Genomic DNA, 16906 nt, shown 5'->3' with positions numbered 1-16906 from the left:
GTCAAAGCCCCAGCTGTGCGAAGAAGACCGAGAACACGGCGTCGGCGACGATCACCGCAAAGATCGCCTGCACCACCGCCGAGGAGGTCATGGCGCCCAGCGACTCGGCGTTCGACTTGACCTGCATGCCGGCGTGGCAGCCGATCACGCCGATCAGCATCGCAAAGACCGGCGCCTTGACCATGCCGATGGTCAGCTGGTCGACCGATGTGTCTTCGATCAATCGCGTGACGAAGAGCTTCGGTGAAATGCCAAGGTCGATCCAGGCCATCAGCGCGCCCCCGACTAGCCCGGTGACGTTGGCGATCAGGCCCAGAATCGGCAGCATCAGGAGCAGCGCCAGGATGCGCGGCACGAACAGCACCTGCGCGGGATCGAGGCCCAGCGTGCGCATCGCGTCGATTTCCTCGCGCATCTTCATCGACCCGATGGCGGCGGTAAAGGCCGACGCGGTGCGGCCCGCGACGATGATCGAGGTCAGCAGAATCCCCAGTTCGCGCAGGATCGAGATCGCCAGCAGGTCGACGACATAGACCTCGGCGCCGAACTGGCGCAGCTGCGTGGCGCCCTGGAAGGCCAGCACCACGCCGATCAGGAAGGCGAGCAGCGCCACGATCGGCACGGCGCGCAGACCGACCTCCTGGCAGTGGTGCACCAGCGAGGTGAGGCGGAATTCCGAGGGATGCCGGACCGCCCGCGCAAGGCGCGACAGGAACAGGCCGAAATAGCCCGTAAGGGCGGCGAGGAATTTCAAGGCGCCGTGCAGGCTGCGTCCCAAGGCTTCGAGCCGGTCGGCGATGGTCACCGTTTTCGGTGTCTCGGTCTGCGGCTCGGGCAGGCTGTTTGCGACCGTATCGAGAAGGCTTTGCACACCGTCATCGGCGCCTTCGATGGTCAGCCTCTGCTCCGCCGCCTCGATCCGCTTTTGCGTCGTCACCAGCGCCCAGGCGGCGGCTGTGTCCATGCGGCTGAGCTCCGACAGGTCGACCCGCACGGGCGCGTCGTCGCGGAGGCTGTTCAGGCGCGACAGCAATGCCGCCACGCCCGAAACCGTATGGGCGCCGGACAGGACAACGTACTGCACGCCGTCGCGGTCGGAGATGCGGATTTCGTGGGCGGGAGAACGGGGCATGAAATGCGCATCATCAATGGCTTGGCCGGATGCGCCCAGATAGCACGGGTTGCGGCCAGAGGACAGCCGCGATATCCGCAACCCCGTCCCGCGCCGCAGCGTCAGGCGGCAAGGAAACCATTCTGCCGTTTCGGCGTTAATCTGTGACGTAGTAAAGCGACCGCCCAAAGGATCCTGCCCGTATGCTTCGAGTTGCCATGTGTCCCTCTGCCGCCAAGCAGAGCCTGTTTCGCCCTTTGTCCGTCCTTCTTGTTGCCCTCTGCATTTTTCAAAGTCCGGCCCATGCACAATCGGCCCTGACCGGCGGCGGGCCACAAGCATCGGCGGAACAAGAGGGCGGAGACTCCGGCGGCGATGGCGCGGAGAGTGGGTCGGAGACGGGCGCGGCAACGGACCCGCTGGCGGCCCTGCTCGAAGTGCTGCGCGACGACACGGCCCGGCAGGAACTCGTCACGGAGCTTGAAAGGCGCGTCTCGGGCGCGTCCGAGGCTGTCACGTCCGGTAGCGAAGCGGGCCCGGTCGAAGACACCATAGATTCCGCCGCAGAGGCGGCCAGTGAAGAACCGCGCATGTCTCTGGGCGGACGCATTGCCGTCTTCACGCAAGAGATCGCGGAAACGGCCGCTGCGCAGGGCACCGCGCTCTGGCAGTCGCTGACCAGCACCGGGTCGGTGTTCGACGGGTTGCAGGGCGACGAGCTGAGCGTGCTGTTCGAGGCCTTCCGGGGCCTGCTGATCGTCATCGCACTGACCATCGCCGTCTACATCACGCTGCGAATGCTGGCGCTGCCCTATTTCCGCTCCATGGGCCGCCGCGCGACCGAGGGCAGCTGGGTTCGCTGCGTGTTCATTTTCATGGGGTCCATCGTCGTGGATACCCTGATCGTCCTGGCCGCCTGGGCCATCGGCTATGCGGTGACGGTCTTGTACCTTGGCGACTACGGCCAGATCGGGTTCCGGCAAAGCCTCTACCTCAACGCTTTCCTGATCGTCGAGATGATCAAGGTGCTGCTGCGCGCCGTCATCTCGCCCAGTGCGGCCGGTTTGCGGCCCCTGCCGATCAGCGACCAGGGCGCCCGGCGCCTGAACCGCGTCCTGACGGTGACGGTCACGATCCTTGGCTATGGCCAGCTTCTGATCCTGCCGATCACCAACCAGAGCGTGTCTTACGCAGCTGGCGTCGGCGTCTCGGCCGTGCTGTCGGTGATCGTGGTTCTGTATCTCATCTTTGCGGTGCTGCGCTATCACACGCCGGTCAGCAACTGGCTGCACGATGCGCTGGTGCCGGCCAAGCGCGAAGAAGGCGGCATCGAAGACGCGCAGACGAGCGATGAAAAGCGCGAGCTGACGGGGATCACCGGCAGCCTCGTGAAGCGATGGCACTGGTTCGCGCTGGCCTACCTCGCCTTCATGTTCATCACGGTGATGAGCCGCCCGACCGACGTGGTGCTTGCCTACGTTCTGGCCTCGGTCAAGATTGCCGCCGCGGTCGTCGTCGCCTCGGCGATCTTTTCGGCCCTGTCCAGGGCGATGGCGCGCGGAATCTCCCTGCCCGATACGGTGAATCAGAAACTGCCCCTGCTCGAAACGCGGCTGAACGGATCGGTGCCCAAGCTGCTGTTCGTTTTGCGCTACGCGGTGGCCGCGGTGGTGATCCTCTTCGTGCTGGGCATCATCGGGATCATCGACTACGGCACCTGGTTGTCGAGCGAGGCTGGGCTCGGGTTCTCGAGCGCACTGGTGTCGGTCTTCTTCATCCTGCTGGTCGCTTACGGCATCTGGCTGGCGATGACATCCTGGGTCGATTACCGGCTGAACCCCGATTACGGCTCGGTCCCGACCTCGCGCGAAACCACGCTGCTGACCCTGCTGCGCAACGCCGCGACCATCGCGATCCTCATCCTGACGCTGATGTTCACGCTCAGCGAGATCGGCCTGGACATCGGGCCGCTGCTGGCCTCGGCCGGTGTGCTGGGTCTGGCCATAGGTTTCGGTGCGCAGAAGATGGTGCAGGACATCATCACCGGCGTCTTCATCCAGTTCGAAAACGCGATCAACGTCGGCGACGTGGTGACCGTCGGCGGCACCACCGGCACGGTGGAAAAGCTGACGGTGCGGTCGGTGTCCCTGCGTGACCTGCACGGCGTGTTCCATATCATCCCGTTCTCGAGCGTCGACATGGTGTCGAACTTCATGCGCGATTTCTCGTATTTCGTCTGCGACATGGGTGTCGCCTACCGCGAGAATGTCGACGAGGTGAAACAGGCGATGCTCGACGGGTTCGAAGAGCTGAAAGCCGATCCCGACCAGGGCCAGTTCATCACGTCGGATCTGGAATGGTTCGGGCTGAATTCCTTCGGCGACAGTGCCGTGGTCTGCCGCGCGCGGATCAAGACGCTGCCGGGCAAGCAGTGGGGCGTGGGCCGCGCCTACAATGGTATCCTCAAGCGTATCTTCGATGCGCGCGGCATCGAGATTCCGTTCCCGCACCAGACGATCTTTTTCGGAGAGGCCAAGGACGGCACCACCCAGCCGATCCGCCTGGAAAAGGCCGAGGATACGAACGCGCCGCACGGCGATGCCCCGTCCGCGCCCGCCAGCGACAGTGCGCCCGACAACGGCGGCAAGCATTGGCATGACGATGACCCGGACACGGGCGACGGCGACGACGCGCCGCGCTGACCGATCCAGCCGCAAACGATCCGGGCTTTTGCCCCGGATCGTTTCGCAATTGTAGGCAGTCCTGGCGTGGCGGGCGCGGAATCGTTGTGATCCGCGGCGCCGACGCCATATCCTGACCGTGCATCGGTATCGGGAGGCGTCATGTTCAGGATCGCGATCGGAGTTTTTGTCTGGTGTCTGACGGCAAGCGTGTCGCTCGCCACGCCGCGCGACGACCTGCGGGTCTACATGTTCGCCAATTCGCTTGTGAACCACGTCAGCGACGATCCCACCACCAACGTCCCCTACTGGCTGCAGCAGATGGCTGCCGCCGATGATCGCGGGCTGGAAGTCGAGGGGCAGTTCATGTTCCTCAAGAACTTGCCCGACGAACTGCCGCCAACTCCCGGATGGCGCATCGACGGGGTGGAGCGTCTGTCCATCGCCCGCGGGCAGGGCTTTGCCGAGGCCGGCGTCGACACGGTGCTGCTGACCCCCGAGAACTTCATCCAGTACCAGGCGCCGGATGCGGCCTATGAATGGGACAATCCCGGCAATGTCACGCCGCTTGGCGCCACATTACAGGCCTTCGATGCCGCGAACCTCGGGCCGGGCGGGCGCTACATGGTCTACGAGGGCTGGGCGGACATGCAGGGGTTCCTGCGCAATTTCCCGCCCCGTGCCCGGCAGCTGCGGCGTTACCACGCCTACAACCTCGGAGAAAATGCCGACTGGTACGATGCCTATGTCGCCGACCTGCGCGCGGCGCGGCCCGGTGACGATATCTCCCTGATCCCGGTGGCGCGCATCCTGTCGGAGCTTCTGACCGACAGTCCGCTGGCCGAGATGGACGTGGAAACGCTTTATTCGGACGATGCGCCACACGGCACCGCGAATCTTTATTTCCTCGCCGCGATGGTCAGCTATGCCGCGCTCTACGAGGCGCCGCCGCCCGAAGGCTACACCGTATCCGAGGCGTTGCATCCGCTGATCCGCGACGGCTATCCGGTGCTGCGCGACGTGATCTGGCGCAGCGTCTCGGGGTCCGACGAGGCGCTGGTCGCACCGCCACCCTCCGGCGCGCCAGAGATCGCGCCGTCGCCCGCCGTCGCGCCGCGACTCGAACCGATGCGCGTCGCCGCGAACCTGCCGCCGCGAGGCGCCCGGCCCAGCGGTGCCCCGGCGCTGGCCATGGGACTGAACGGCATTTCCGACTGGTCGACGCAGCATCCCTTCGTCGACCTGATGAAATCCGCCCGGCCCTGGATCGGCCACAAGCCCGGCCAGTGGGGCGGCATGACCTTTGACGAGTTGCGCAATGGCGGCCACCTCGATGCGCAGGGCTGGCCGCTGCGCATCCCGCAAGGTATCGAGAGGCTCGAGGCGCTGATCCTCACCGACCAGCCGGAAGCGGCGGCGCATCTCGCGGGGCGCTACGTGGTCCTTTACGACGGGCAGGGCGAGCTGGCGCTGACCGGGCGCGCGCGGCAGCAGTTCTTCGAGCCGGGCCGCGCCGCCTTCAGCTACACGCCGGGCGAGGGGCTGGTGGGGATCGCGGTGGAGGCCACCGATGCCGACGACCCGATCCGCAACATCCGCGTGGTGCGCGAAGACCAGCTGCCGCTGCTCGAGGCCGGGGTGATCTTCAACCCCGACTGGACCCGCCGCGTCGAGGACCTGCGCAGCCTGCGGTTCATGGACTGGATGGCCACCAACGGGTCGACGCAGGTCACATGGGACGACCGCCCGCGCCCCGACGACATGACCTATGCCTGGCGCGGCGTGCCTGTCGAGGCGATGATCGCGCTGTCGAACCAGATCGGTGCCGATCCCTGGTTCACCCTGCCGCACCGGGCCGACGATGCCTATGTCCGCGCCTTCGCCGAGACGGTGAAGACCGGGCTCGACCAGCAGCTGCACGCCTATGTCGAGTATTCCAACGAGGTGTGGAATTTCATCTTTCCGCAGGCCCAGTGGGCGCAGGCGCAGGCCGAGGCGCGCTGGGGCCAGAGCGAGAGCGGGTGGATGCAATTCTACGGCCTGCGCGCGGCGCAGGTGATGGACCTCTTTTCCGAGGTCTTCGGGGATCAGTCCGACCGGCTGGTGCGCGTCGTGGCGGTGCATACCGGCTGGCCGGGGCTCGAGGAACAGGTTCTGAACGCGCCGCTGGCCTGGCTTGAACTCCGCCGCGCGCCGGCGGCAAGCTTCGACGCCTACGCGGTGTCGGGCTATTTCGGCCACGGCTTCGGTGGGCCTGACAACGCAAGCCAGCTCAACGGCTGGCTCGATGCCGCAGAGGCCGATGCGGTTACGGCTGGCGAGGCCGAGGGCCTGCGCCGCGTCGCCCTGCGTGAATATGTCGACGAACGCCGATTCGACACGGCCTTCGCACCGGCGGCCGAAGTCCTGCGCGGCGGGTCCATGCAAGAGCTGATCACCGAGCTCTGGCCGCATCACGCCCGCGCCGCGCGCGACGCGGGGCTGCGGATGGTGATGTACGAGGGCGGTACCCATGCCAAGGGCGAAGGGCCGCTGCTTGAGGACCCGCGCCTGACCGCCTTTTTCGAAGCCTTCAGCTACAGCCCCGACATGGCGGGCCTTTATCAGGAGCTTCTGGCCGCCTGGACCGACGCGGGCGGGCATCTCTTCAACGCCTTCGTCGACGTGGCGCCGCCGTCGAAATGGGGCAGCTGGGGCGCGTTGCGGCACCTCGACGATGCCAATCCGCGCTGGGATGTGCTGATGGCCTACAACTCTGCGGCACCCGCCGATTGGGAGACGCGCGCCGCCGATGCCTTTGCCGGAGGCGTGCTGCGGCAGGCGGCCGGCGGTGGCGAGACGCTGACCGGTACGACGCGTGCGGATATCCTGCTGGGCGGCGCCGGCGACGATGTGCTGGTCGCGGGCGGCGGGGCGGATCACCTGCACGGCGGTGCGGGCCGGGACCGCGCGGTTCTGCCCGGCACTCCGGACCAGTACGAGATGCGCCGTGACGGTGTGCGCCTGCTGGCCAGCGGGCCGGACGGCACGGTGACCCTGGCCGGGGTGGAGCTGGTGGGGTTCGACGCGGCGCCCGAAACGGTGCTGACGGCAGAGACGCTCTGACCGCGGACAGGGGCGGCGCGCACGGGAAAACCCGAGTCGCTCCATGCTTTGGCCATTTTGTGCTGCGCATGACACTGCCAGGCATATGGAACACCGCCAGAGACCGGCGGCAGGAAACACGGATGGCGATGAACTCTGACCCGGCGCTTTGCGTCCTGATCCCGGCCAGCAACGAGGAGGCACTGATCGGTGCCTGCCTCGGCGCGCTGGCGCGGTCGCGCGGATTGGACGGGTGGGCCGAGGTCATCGTCATCGCCAACGGATGCCAGGACGCCACCGCGGATGCCGCGCGGGCGCAGGCCGACAGCTTTGCCGCGAAGGGCTGGACGCTGACGGTGATCGAGCGTGCCGAGGGAGGCAAGCTCGCGGCGCTCGACGCCGGAGAGGCGCAGGCGCGGGCGGGCATCCGCGTCTACCTCGATGCCGACGTCACCATATCGCCCGATCTCGTGGCGCAATTGCACGATGCATTGGACACCGATGGGCCGCGCTATGCCAGCGGTACGCTGCGGATCACCGCGCAGGGCTGGGCCGCGCGAGCCTATGCGCGGATCTACCGTCAGGTGCCGTTCATGGCGCAGGGCGTGCCGGGTTGCGGGGTCTTTGCCGTCAACGCGGCGGGTCGTGCGCACTGGGGCGCGTTTCCGCAGATCATCTCGGACGACACCTTTGTCCGGTTGCAATTCGCCCCCTCGGAACGGATCGCCGTGCCCGCCTCCTACGACTGGCCGCTGGTCGAAGGGCTGCCCGCGCTGGCCAGGGTGCGGCGGCGGCAGGATGCCGGAGTGGCCGAAATCGCGGCGCGGTTCCCGGAGCTGATGCGCAACGACGACAAGCCGGCCTTTCCGGCGGGCGACAAGCTGGCGCTCGCGTTGCGCGCGCCGCTGGGGTTCGCGGTCTATTCCGGCGTGGCGCTGGCCAGCCGCCTGACCCGCCACCGCGCAAGCGGCTGGAGCCGGGGCCGATGATCGGCGTGCTGACCCGGATGCGCGGCGGCAGCCTGAGCGCGCGCGCCCTGCGCGGATCGCTGGTGACGGTGGGCGGATTCGGCGGTAGCCAGGTGATCCGGCTGGCGTCGAACCTGATCCTGACGCGGCTGCTGTTCCCCGAAGCCTTCGGGATGATGGCGCTGATCGCGGTCTTCATGCAGGGGCTCGCGATGTTCTCGGACGTCGGCGTGACGCCCGCGATCCTGCAAAGCAAGCGCGGCGACGATCGGGATTTCCTCAACACCGCCTGGACGATCCAGGCGATTCGCGGTGTCTGCCTCTGGCTCGCGGCCTGCGCGCTGGCCTGGCCGGTGGCCAGTTTCTACGGCGAACCGCAGCTCATGCAGCTCTTGCCGGTGGCGAGCCTGACGCTGGTGATCCAGGGCTTCAACCCGACGCGGATGGATACGGCGAACCGGCACCTGGTGCTGGGGCGCCTGACCGCGCTCGACCTCGGTGCGCAGGTCCTGGGGATCGTCGTGGCGGTGGTGCTCTCGTGGCTCACCGGGTCGGTCTGGTCGCTGGTCATCAGCGGGCTGGTGAGCGCGGTGACGGTCCTGGTGCTTTACAATCTCTACCTGCCCGGAGAGGCGAACCGCTTCCGCTGGGAACGCGCGGCGGTGCAGGAGCTGGTGCATTTCGGCAAGTGGATCTTCCTCTCGACGGTCTGCGGCTTTCTGTTCCTGCAAAGCGACAAGCTCATCATCGGCAAGTACCTGACGCTCGACATGTTCGGGGTCTACAACATCGGCTTCTTCCTCGCGTCCTTCCCGCTGCTTCTGGGCGGCATGGTGACGCGCAAAGTGCTGATCCCGATCTACCGCGAACGCCCGCCGGGCGAGAGCCGCGCCAATTTCCTGAAACTGCGCAAGATGCGCTTTGCCCTCAGCATGGCGCTGCTGGCGCTGGTGGGGGGATTTGCGGCGCTGGGCGACTGGTTGGTCGCCATCATGTACGACCCGCGGTATGCCATGGCCGGGGCCATCGTGGTGCTGATCGGCTGCATCCAGATCCCGCAGATCATCGTTCTGACCTATGATCAGGCGGCCTTGGCTGCGGGGGATTCGCGACGGTTCTTCGTGCTGTCGGCGGCGCGTGCGGCGCTGATGATCGCCGGGCTGCTGATCGGGTTCGAAACCGGCGGCCTGATCGGGGCACTGGCGGGGCAGGGCGTCGCTGTTCTGGCGGTCTATCCGGTGGTGGTCTGGCTGGCACGGCGTCTGGGCGCCTGGGACCCGGCGCATGACCTTGCGATGTCGGTGCTTGGCGTCGCCCTCGGCGCCGTTGCGCTGTGGCTGAATTGGGGCGCCATCGCCACCTTGGCGGCGCAATCGGGGTAGGCCGGTGTTTCCGGATGCGGCATAATTCCCCGTAGCGAAAGAACCGTGTCGCACCCATATACACTGCGGGCGAAAACTCCGGGAAATAAGGCGATTGCGAGATGGAAACCCCAAAATTGCCGCAATTTTTCCATAGTTTCCCGCTAGCCCGAAGGCGGATGAGAGTGTTCGTGGGGATCAGTGGATGACGGCGGAAGAGAGGCATCAGACGGGCGTCGGCGAGACCGATATCGCCATCGTCGGCATGGCCGCGCATCTGCCCGGTGCCGCGAACATTGCCGCCTACTGGCGCAACCTGCGCGACGGCGTTTCGTCGATCCGCCGCCTGACCGAAGACGAGCTGCGCGAGGCGGGCGAAGATCCGGGCCTGATGCGGCACAAGAACTACGTGCCCTTCGCCGCGCCGCTCGACGGGTTCGAGATGTTCGATGCGGAGTTCTTCGGCTTCTCGCCGAAAGAGGCCGCGATCATGGACCCGCAGCACCGGCAATTCCTTGAAGTGACGTGGGAGGCGCTGGAGAACGCCGGGCACGTCCCCGAGAACTTCCCCGGTCAGGTCGGTGTCTTCGCGGGCTGCGGCATGGGCAGCTACTTCTATTTCAATCTGTGTTCGAACCCGGATCTTGTGGACGGCACCGGCATGTTCCTGTTGCGCCATACCGGCAACGACAAGGATTTCATGACCACCCGCGCGAGTCACGTGTTCGACCTGACCGGCCCGTCGGTGAACCTGCAGACCGCGTGTTCGACATCGCTGGTGGCCAGCCATTACGCGGTGCAGGCGCTGCTCAACGGCGAATGCGACCTTGCCATCGCGGGCGGTGTCACGGTCGAGCTGCCGCAGAACCGCGGCTATCTCTACAAGGAAAACGAGATCCTGTCGCCGGACGGGGAATGCCACGCCTTCGACCATCGCGCGCAGGGCACTGTCTTTGGCTCGGGTGCCGGTGTCGTGGTGCTGCGGCGGCTGGCGGATGCGATCGCCGATGGAGACCATATCTGGTCGGTCATCAAGGGCACGGCGGTCAACAACGACGGTGCCGCCAAGGCCGGCTACCTCGCCCCGTCGGTCGACGGCCAGGCCAAGGCGGTGGCAGAGGCGCAGGCGGTGGCGGGCGTCAGCGCCGACACCGTCGACTACGTCGAATGCCACGGAACCGGCACATACCTTGGCGATCCCATCGAGGTCGCCGCCCTGAGCCAGGCGTTTTCGCAGACCACCGACAAGACCGGCTTTTGCCGCATCGGATCGGTCAAGACCAACATCGGCCATCTGGATACCGCCGCCGGCGTCGCGTCGCTGATCAAGACTTCGCTGGCGCTCTACAACCGGCAGATGCCGCCCAGCCTCGGCTTTGAGGCGCCGAACCCCGCCATCGACTTCGCAGGCTCGCCCTTTCGCGTGAACGACCGGCTGACCGACTGGCCGCGCGGCGCGCAGCCGCGCCGGGCCGGAGTCAATTCGCTGGGCGTCGGCGGCACCAACGCCCATGCGGTGATCGAGGAGGCGCCCGACCGCGCGCCGTCGCAGGCCAGCGACTGGCCCTTCCAGATCCTCACCGTGTCGGGCCGCAGCAAGGCGGCGCTCGATGCGAACGCAAAGCGGTTGGCGGCGCATCTGCGCGCGCATCCCGATCAGGCGCTGGCGGATGTGGCCTATACGCTGAAGGAAGGCCGCCGCGCCTTTGAAAAGCGCCGCATCGTCGTGGCGCAGAGCCATGCCGACGCCGCCCGCCTGCTCGAAGACGACACACCGCGCCGTGTGCACAGCCACACCGCTCTGAACGCGCCGGATGTCGCCTTTCTCTTCCCCGGCGGCGGCGCGCAATATGCAGGCATGGCGCGCGACCTTTACGAGACCGAACCGGTCTTTGCAGACTGGATGGACCGCGGCCTGTCCGTTCTGTCCGAGATCGACGACACCGACATCAAGGCGCTGTGGCTTCCTGCCGAAGAGGACCGGAAACGGGCCGATGAGGTGCTCACCCGCCCGTCGCTGCAACTTCCGCTGATCATGATCGTAGAATACGCGCTGGCCCAGCTCTGGATGAGCTGGGGGGTGCAGCCCGCCGTCCTTGCCGGGCACAGCATGGGCGAGAATACCGCCGCCTGCGTCGCCGGCGTGATGAGCTTCGAGGATTGCATCGGCCTCGTGCACCTGCGCGGGCGTCTGTTCGATTCCGTGCCCGCAGGCGGGTTGCTCTCGGTGGGCCTGCCGGCCGACAAGCTGCGCCCGATGCTGGGCGACGACCTCGACCTCGGTGCGGTCAATGCACCCGAGCTGTCCGTGGCGTCAGGCCCGCAGGCGGCGCTCGACGCGCTCGAGGCGCGGCTGCGCACCGCGGATATCGACTGCCAGCGCATCCCCATCGACATTGCCGCCCATGGCCGGATGCTCGACCCGATCCTGGCGGATTTCCGCGCCTACCTGCGCAGCATCGACCTGATGCCGCCGCAGATTCCGCTGACGTCGAACCGCACCGGGCAGATGATGACCGATGCGCAGGCCACAGATCCCGATTACTGGGTCGAGCATCTGCGCCACACCGTGCATTTCGCCGACTGCATCGGCACGCTGGCCGCCGACAACCGCATCTTCCTCGAGGTCGGGCCGGGCAAGGCGCTCTCGGCGCTGACCCGCCAACACGGGTCCGTGCCGGGCCAGCAGGTGCTGTCGTCACTGCGCCATCCCGACGACGCGATCCCCGACGACATGCACATGTTCGAGGTTCTGGGGCGGCTCTGGGCGCTGGGCGCCGATTTCGACTGGGGCCAGGTCTGGGGCGAGGCGCGCCGCAACCGCGTGCCGCTGCCGACTTACGCCTTCCAGCGCGCGCCTTATTTCATCGCGCCGGGCAAGGCGCAGGCGGACACCGCGCCGCAATACCTGATGCGCAGCGACGACATCGCCGGCTGGGGCTGGAAACCGGTCTGGCGCCCGCGCGCCGCTCTGGCCGAGGTCGACGTGGCCGAGGGGCTGCACGAATCCGATCCGCAGACCTGGCTGATGTTCATGGACGACGCGGGCATCGCGGCGCGATGCGCCGCGCGCCTGACCGCTGCTGGCCACACGGTGATCGAGCTGCGCGCCGGCGACAGCTTTGCCCGCCTGTCCGAGACGTCGTACGTCATCGCGCCCGAGCGCGGGCGCGAAGGCTATGACCTGCTGATCCAGGACCTGATGCAGCATGGCCATGTGCCCAACCGCGTGTCGCATTTCTGGTTGCTGACGGCGGATCGCGGTCACCGCCCCGGATCGAGCTTCTTTCACCGGATGCAGGAGCAGGGCTTCTACGCGCTGCTGTTCCTGGCGCAGGCCATGGCGGACGAAAACCTGCCGCGTCCGCTGCACATGACGGTGGTGACCAACGGCGCCGCGCAGGTGCGGGACGAAGCGCTGACCGATCCCGCCAAGGCCACGATCGCGGGGCCGGCTCGGGTGATCCCGCGCGAACTGCCCGGCGTGTCGGTGGCGACGCTGGACGTGTTCTTGCCCACGGCGGACGATGCCGGACTCTTCGGCGGTGCAAAGGCCCGCGCCGCGCAGGAGGCCGCGATGGACGCGCTTGCCCTGCGCGTCCTCGAAGACCTGATGGCGGAGCCCGCGGACAGCATCGCCGCCCTGCGCGGTGCGCGCCGGTTCGAATGCGCGATGAAGCCGGTGCGGCTGGCTACGGCCGAGGCACCCGTCTACGCTCCCGGCACCTACCTCATCACCGGCGGGTTCGGCGGTATCGGCCTGACGCTGGCGCAGGAGTTCGCCCGAACGGGGGCCAACCTAGTGCTGGTGACGCGCGGAGACCTGCCGCCGCGCAAGGATTGGCCCGACTACCTGGCGCGGCACGCGCCGCAGGACGCCACGGCCCGCCGTATCCGCGCCGTGCAGATGCTCGAAGCCATGGGGGCGCAGGTGCGGATCGCCGCCGCCGACGTCTGCAACGAAAGCCAGATGCGCCGGATCGCCGAAGAGACGGTGGCCCAATTCGGCCCGATCACCGGCGTCATCCACGGCGCGGGCGTCATCGCCGACGCGCCGCTGCTGGCCAAGTCGCCGGCGTCGATCGAGGACGTCTTCACGCCCAAGATCCACGGCACGCAGGTGCTCGACCGGGTGTTCCCGGACGGATCGGTCGCGTGGATCGCGCTCTTTTCCTCGTCCTCCACGGTCACGGCTCCGGCGGGGCAGGTGGATTACGTCGCCGCCAACGAGTACCTCAACGCCTTTGCCGCATCGCGCGCAGGCGGCAGGACCCGGGTGGTTGCGATCAACTGGGGCATCTGGAACGAGGTCGGCATGGCCGCCGAAGCGGTTGCCGCGCGCAGCGGCGACACCCCGGCGGCGCCGGTCACCGATCCCGGCGTACCTTTGCTGGACGAGGCGAGTTTCGACGCCAAGGGCAACCGCATCTTCCGCACTCGCCTGACGTCCGAGGACTGGGTGATCGACGAACACCGGACCGCGCAGGGCGACGCGCTGTTGCCCGGCACCGGATACCTCACGCTCGCCGCCCATGCGCTGAAGGCGCAGCGTGAAACCGGCGCCTTCGAGATCCGCGACCTCACCTTCCTGCGTCCGCTGCATGTGCCCGACGGTGGTGCGCGCGACGTGCAGGTGCGGCTGACGCGCGACGATGCGGGCTACGGTTTCGAGGTGCAGGCCGATTGCATGCTCAAGGGGCGCAAGGGCCGATGTCTGACCGCGCAGGGCAGCCTGGCGCTGGTGCCGCTGGCGCAGCCGCGGGTACTCGATGTGGCCGGGATCCGTGCCCGCTGCGGGGCGGAACAGGCCCATGCGGGCGGCACCAAGCTGCGCACCGGCCAAGAGGTACATCTGAATTTCGGTCCGCGCTGGCGAGTGCTCGACACGCGAGCTCTGGGCGAGGGCGAAGGCATCGCCGAACTGTCGCTGCCCGCAGAGGCGCGCGACGACGCAGGCTTCGTCCTGCATCCGGCGCTGCTGGACATCGCCACCGGCTGGGCGATGGAGTTGATCGACGGCTACCGTCCGACGCATCTCTGGGTGCCGGTGTCCTATGCGCGGGTGCGGGTGTTTCATCCGCTGCCCGATCGGATCGTGTCCTGGGTGCGCAACGCGGGCGGCAATACCGCCACTGATGAGACCGCGAGTTTCGACATCACCCTGGCCGCCCCCGATGGCACCGTCTGCGTGGACATCACCGGCTTCACCATCCGCCGGCTCGAGGATATCGCCGTGCTCAGCGCCGCACCGCGCCTGACGCCTGCCGAGGTGGAGTTCGACGATGCCGCAGACGGGACTGCGCAGCCGTTGTCGGCGGCCGAGGAACGTCTGCATCACAACCTCACGCAAGGCATCCTGCCTGCCGAGGGGGCCGAGGCCTTTGCCCGCGCGCTGGCCTTAGGCGCAACCCAGGTCGTCGTCAGTTCCATGGACCTCGATGCGCTGACGCGGCAGACCGCCGCCAGTACCGCAGAGGCGGGTGAGGCGCAGAAGTTCGACCGCCCGCAACTGGACGGCGACTACGTCGCTCCGGCCAACGACATCGAACGCACGCTGGCCGGGTTCTGGCAGGAGCTGCTGGGCGTATCCGATCCGGGGGTCGAGGACAGTTTCTTCGACCTTGGCGGGCATTCCCTGATCGCGGTGCGGCTGTTCTCCATGGTGCGCAAGGCATATCGCGTCGATTTCCCGATCTCGATCCTGTTCGAGGCGCCGACGATCCGCACATGCGCGGCCCTCATCGCGGAACGCACAGGTGCGCGCAGCGAGGATGGCGCAGCACCCGTGGTCCAGAAACCGGAACGCCGGTTCAAGCACCTGGTCGCCATGCACGACGGCGAAGGCGGGTCGCGGACGCCGTTTTTCCTCGTCGCGGGCATGTTCGGCAACGTGCTGAACCTGCGGCACCTTGCGCATCTGCTGGGCGCGGACCGCCCGTTCTACGGGGTGCAGGCGCGCGGGCTTTACGGCGACGAGGCGCCGCATCGCACCATCGCCGAAGCGGCCCGCGACTACATTGCCGAGATGAAGCAGGTGCAGCCCGATGGCCCCTACATGGTCGGCGGCTTTTCCGGCGGCGGCATCACCGCCTACGAGATCGCCCAGCAACTGCGCGCCATGGGCGACGAGGTGGCGCTGGTGGTCATGCTCGACACGCCGCTGCCGCAGCGCCGGCCGCTGACGGGCCGCGACCGGATGTTGATCCAGCTTCAGGAGCTGCGCCGCAAGGGGCCGCTCTATCCGCTGACCTGGGCGCGCAACCGGCTGGCGTGGGAGATGCGCAAGCGCCAGAAGGGCTACCAGCAGACCGCCACCGAACACGCCTTCCACAATGCCGAGATCGAGGCGGCCTTCCTCGGTGCCGTGGCGCAGTACGAGGTCGCGCCCTGGGACGGGCGGCTGGCGCTGTTCCGGCCGCCGCAACATGGCCACTGGACGGTGAGCGAGGGTCGTCTGGTCGATGCCGACCGCGCCTACGTGCTGCCCGACAACGACTGGACCCAGCACGCGCCGCGCATCACGGTGCACGAGGTGCCGGGCGACCACGACAGCATGGTGCTGGAGCCCAATGTGCGCGTTCTCGCCGCCATCCTGCGCGACGAGATCGCGAGCGCCGAGGCCGAGGCGACCCACCGGGGCACGGTGGTGTCCTTCGATGCCGCACGGGCGGCGGAGTGAGCCGATGACACCCACCCTCCTGACGGTCATCCTGAACTACCGGACCCCGGCGATGACCCTGCAATCGGCCGAGGCGGCGCTGGCGGCAATGGCCTCGACCGGTGGCGAACTGGTCATTGTGGACAACGACAGCCGCGACGGGTCTTTCGAAGAGATCGCCGCGGGGCTCGCGACCGCCGACTGGGCGCGCGGGAAACCGGTGCGGCTGCTGCGGTCGGGGCATAACGGCGGGTTCGGCGCGGGCAACAACATTGGCATTCGCGCGGAGCTTGCCAACGGCGACGCGCCGGAGTTCGTCTATATCCTCAACTCCGACGCCTTTCCCGCCCCCGATGCCATTTCCAGGCTTCTGGCGCATCTGCGCACCAATCCGCAGGCGGGCTTTGCCGGCAGCCACATCCACGGACCCGAAGGCGATCCGCACGTGACCGCCTTCCGCTTCCCGTCGATCCTGTCGGAACTGGAAGGGGCGGCCCGGTTCGGCCCGATCTCGCGTCTTCTGGCGCGCCACCGGGTGCCGCTGGACCTGCCCGAACAGGCGCAACGGGTCGACTGGCTGGCCGGGGCGTCGATGCTGATGCGGCGCGACGTGCTGGAACGGATCGGCCTCTTCGACGAGACCTTCTTTCTCTATTTCGAGGAAACCGACCTCTGCCTGCGCGCCGCCCGCGCCGGGTTCGAGACGCATTACGTGCCTGCCAGCCGCGTTGCGCATATCGGGTCGGTCTCGACCGGGATGAAGACCTGGAAGAAGATGCCCGGCTACTGGTACGACAGCCGCTGGCATTACTTCGTCAAGAACCATGGCCGCGGTTATGCCGTCGCCGCGACGCTGGCGCATCTCGCGGGCGGGCTGCTGTGGCGTTTGCGCCGGGTGATCCAGCGCAAGCCGCCCGCTGATCCGCCCGGCTTTCTGCGCGGTCTGATCCTGCATGACCTGCGGGCTCTGTTCCGGCGCCGCCCGGCCCTCGCGGCCCCGCTTGCGCCGACGCTGCGGCTCAAGGCAACCCCGGAGTAACTGA

At 67.6% G+C, this 16906-nt stretch carries 7 protein-coding genes; 6 read left to right on the top strand and 1 reads right to left on the bottom strand.

Features of this window, described 5'->3' with window-relative positions; translation table 11 throughout:
- Position 1: 1 nt before the first annotated feature.
- Positions 2 to 1132, bottom strand: a complete 1131-nt coding sequence (locus DU478_RS04035; protein ID WP_114509648.1) for an ABC transporter permease — start codon at positions 1130 to 1132, stop codon at positions 2 to 4.
- Between the two features lie 182 nt (positions 1133 to 1314).
- Here DU478_RS04035 and DU478_RS04030 point away from each other — a divergent pair, with 182 nt between their 5' ends.
- The 6 genes from DU478_RS04030 (at position 1315) to DU478_RS04005 (ending at position 16902) form a co-directional block, all read left to right on the top strand.
- Positions 1315 to 3813 carry a mechanosensitive ion channel domain-containing protein gene (locus tag DU478_RS04030; protein ID WP_233501099.1) on the top strand — a complete coding sequence of 833 codons (2499 nt, stop codon included), beginning with the start codon at positions 1315 to 1317 and terminating at the stop codon, positions 3811 to 3813.
- A 141-nt stretch (positions 3814 to 3954) separates the two neighbouring features.
- Entirely contained in the window at positions 3955 to 6897 is a 2943-nt protein-coding gene (locus DU478_RS23540) for a calcium-binding protein (RefSeq protein ID WP_158545735.1), read from the top strand.
- Between the two features lie 128 nt (positions 6898 to 7025).
- Complete coding sequence (locus DU478_RS04020) at positions 7026 to 7865, top strand: glycosyltransferase (protein ID WP_407703147.1); 840 nt, start codon at positions 7026 to 7028, stop codon at positions 7863 to 7865.
- Positions 7862 to 9226 (top strand): oligosaccharide flippase family protein, encoded by a 1365-nt coding sequence (locus DU478_RS04015; RefSeq protein ID WP_114509645.1) that lies wholly within the window; start codon positions 7862 to 7864, stop codon positions 9224 to 9226. Before DU478_RS04020 ends, DU478_RS04015 begins: the two co-directional genes overlap by 4 nt.
- Before the next feature lie 184 nt (positions 9227 to 9410).
- Positions 9411 to 15884: a type I polyketide synthase gene (locus DU478_RS04010; protein ID WP_114509644.1), complete on the top strand. Its 6474-nt coding sequence runs from the start codon at positions 9411 to 9413 to the stop codon at positions 15882 to 15884.
- A 4-nt stretch (positions 15885 to 15888) separates the two neighbouring features.
- Positions 15889 to 16902, top strand: coding sequence for a glycosyltransferase family 2 protein (locus DU478_RS04005; protein WP_114509643.1), 1014 nt, complete (start codon positions 15889 to 15891; stop codon positions 16900 to 16902).
- The last annotated feature ends 4 nt before the right edge of the window (positions 16903 to 16906 follow it).

It is taken from the genome of Thalassococcus profundi, assembly GCF_003344785.1.
Lineage (GTDB): Bacteria > Pseudomonadota > Alphaproteobacteria > Rhodobacterales > Rhodobacteraceae > Puniceibacterium > Puniceibacterium profundi.
Note: the sequence above shows the minus strand (reverse complement) of the source record. Positions and strands in the feature narration are given on the sequence as shown.

What these genes read in the sequence shown, in the direction of transcription:
- DU478_RS04035 (WP_114509648.1), bottom strand. Translation starts at nt 1,132, where the DNA reads ATGCCCCGTTCTCCCGCCCACGAAATCCGCATCTCCGACCGCGACGGC.
- DU478_RS04015 (WP_114509645.1), top strand. Translation starts at nt 7,862, where the DNA reads ATGATCGGCGTGCTGACCCGGATGCGCGGCGGCAGCCTGAGCGCGCGC.
- DU478_RS04020 (WP_407703147.1), top strand. Translation starts at nt 7,026, where the DNA reads ATGAACTCTGACCCGGCGCTTTGCGTCCTGATCCCGGCCAGCAACGAG.
- DU478_RS04010 (WP_114509644.1), top strand. Translation starts at nt 9,411, where the DNA reads ATGACGGCGGAAGAGAGGCATCAGACGGGCGTCGGCGAGACCGATATC.
- DU478_RS04005 (WP_114509643.1), top strand. Translation starts at nt 15,889, where the DNA reads ATGACACCCACCCTCCTGACGGTCATCCTGAACTACCGGACCCCGGCG.
- DU478_RS04030 (WP_233501099.1), top strand. Translation starts at nt 1,315, where the DNA reads ATGCTTCGAGTTGCCATGTGTCCCTCTGCCGCCAAGCAGAGCCTGTTT.
- DU478_RS23540 (WP_158545735.1), top strand. Translation starts at nt 3,955, where the DNA reads ATGTTCAGGATCGCGATCGGAGTTTTTGTCTGGTGTCTGACGGCAAGC.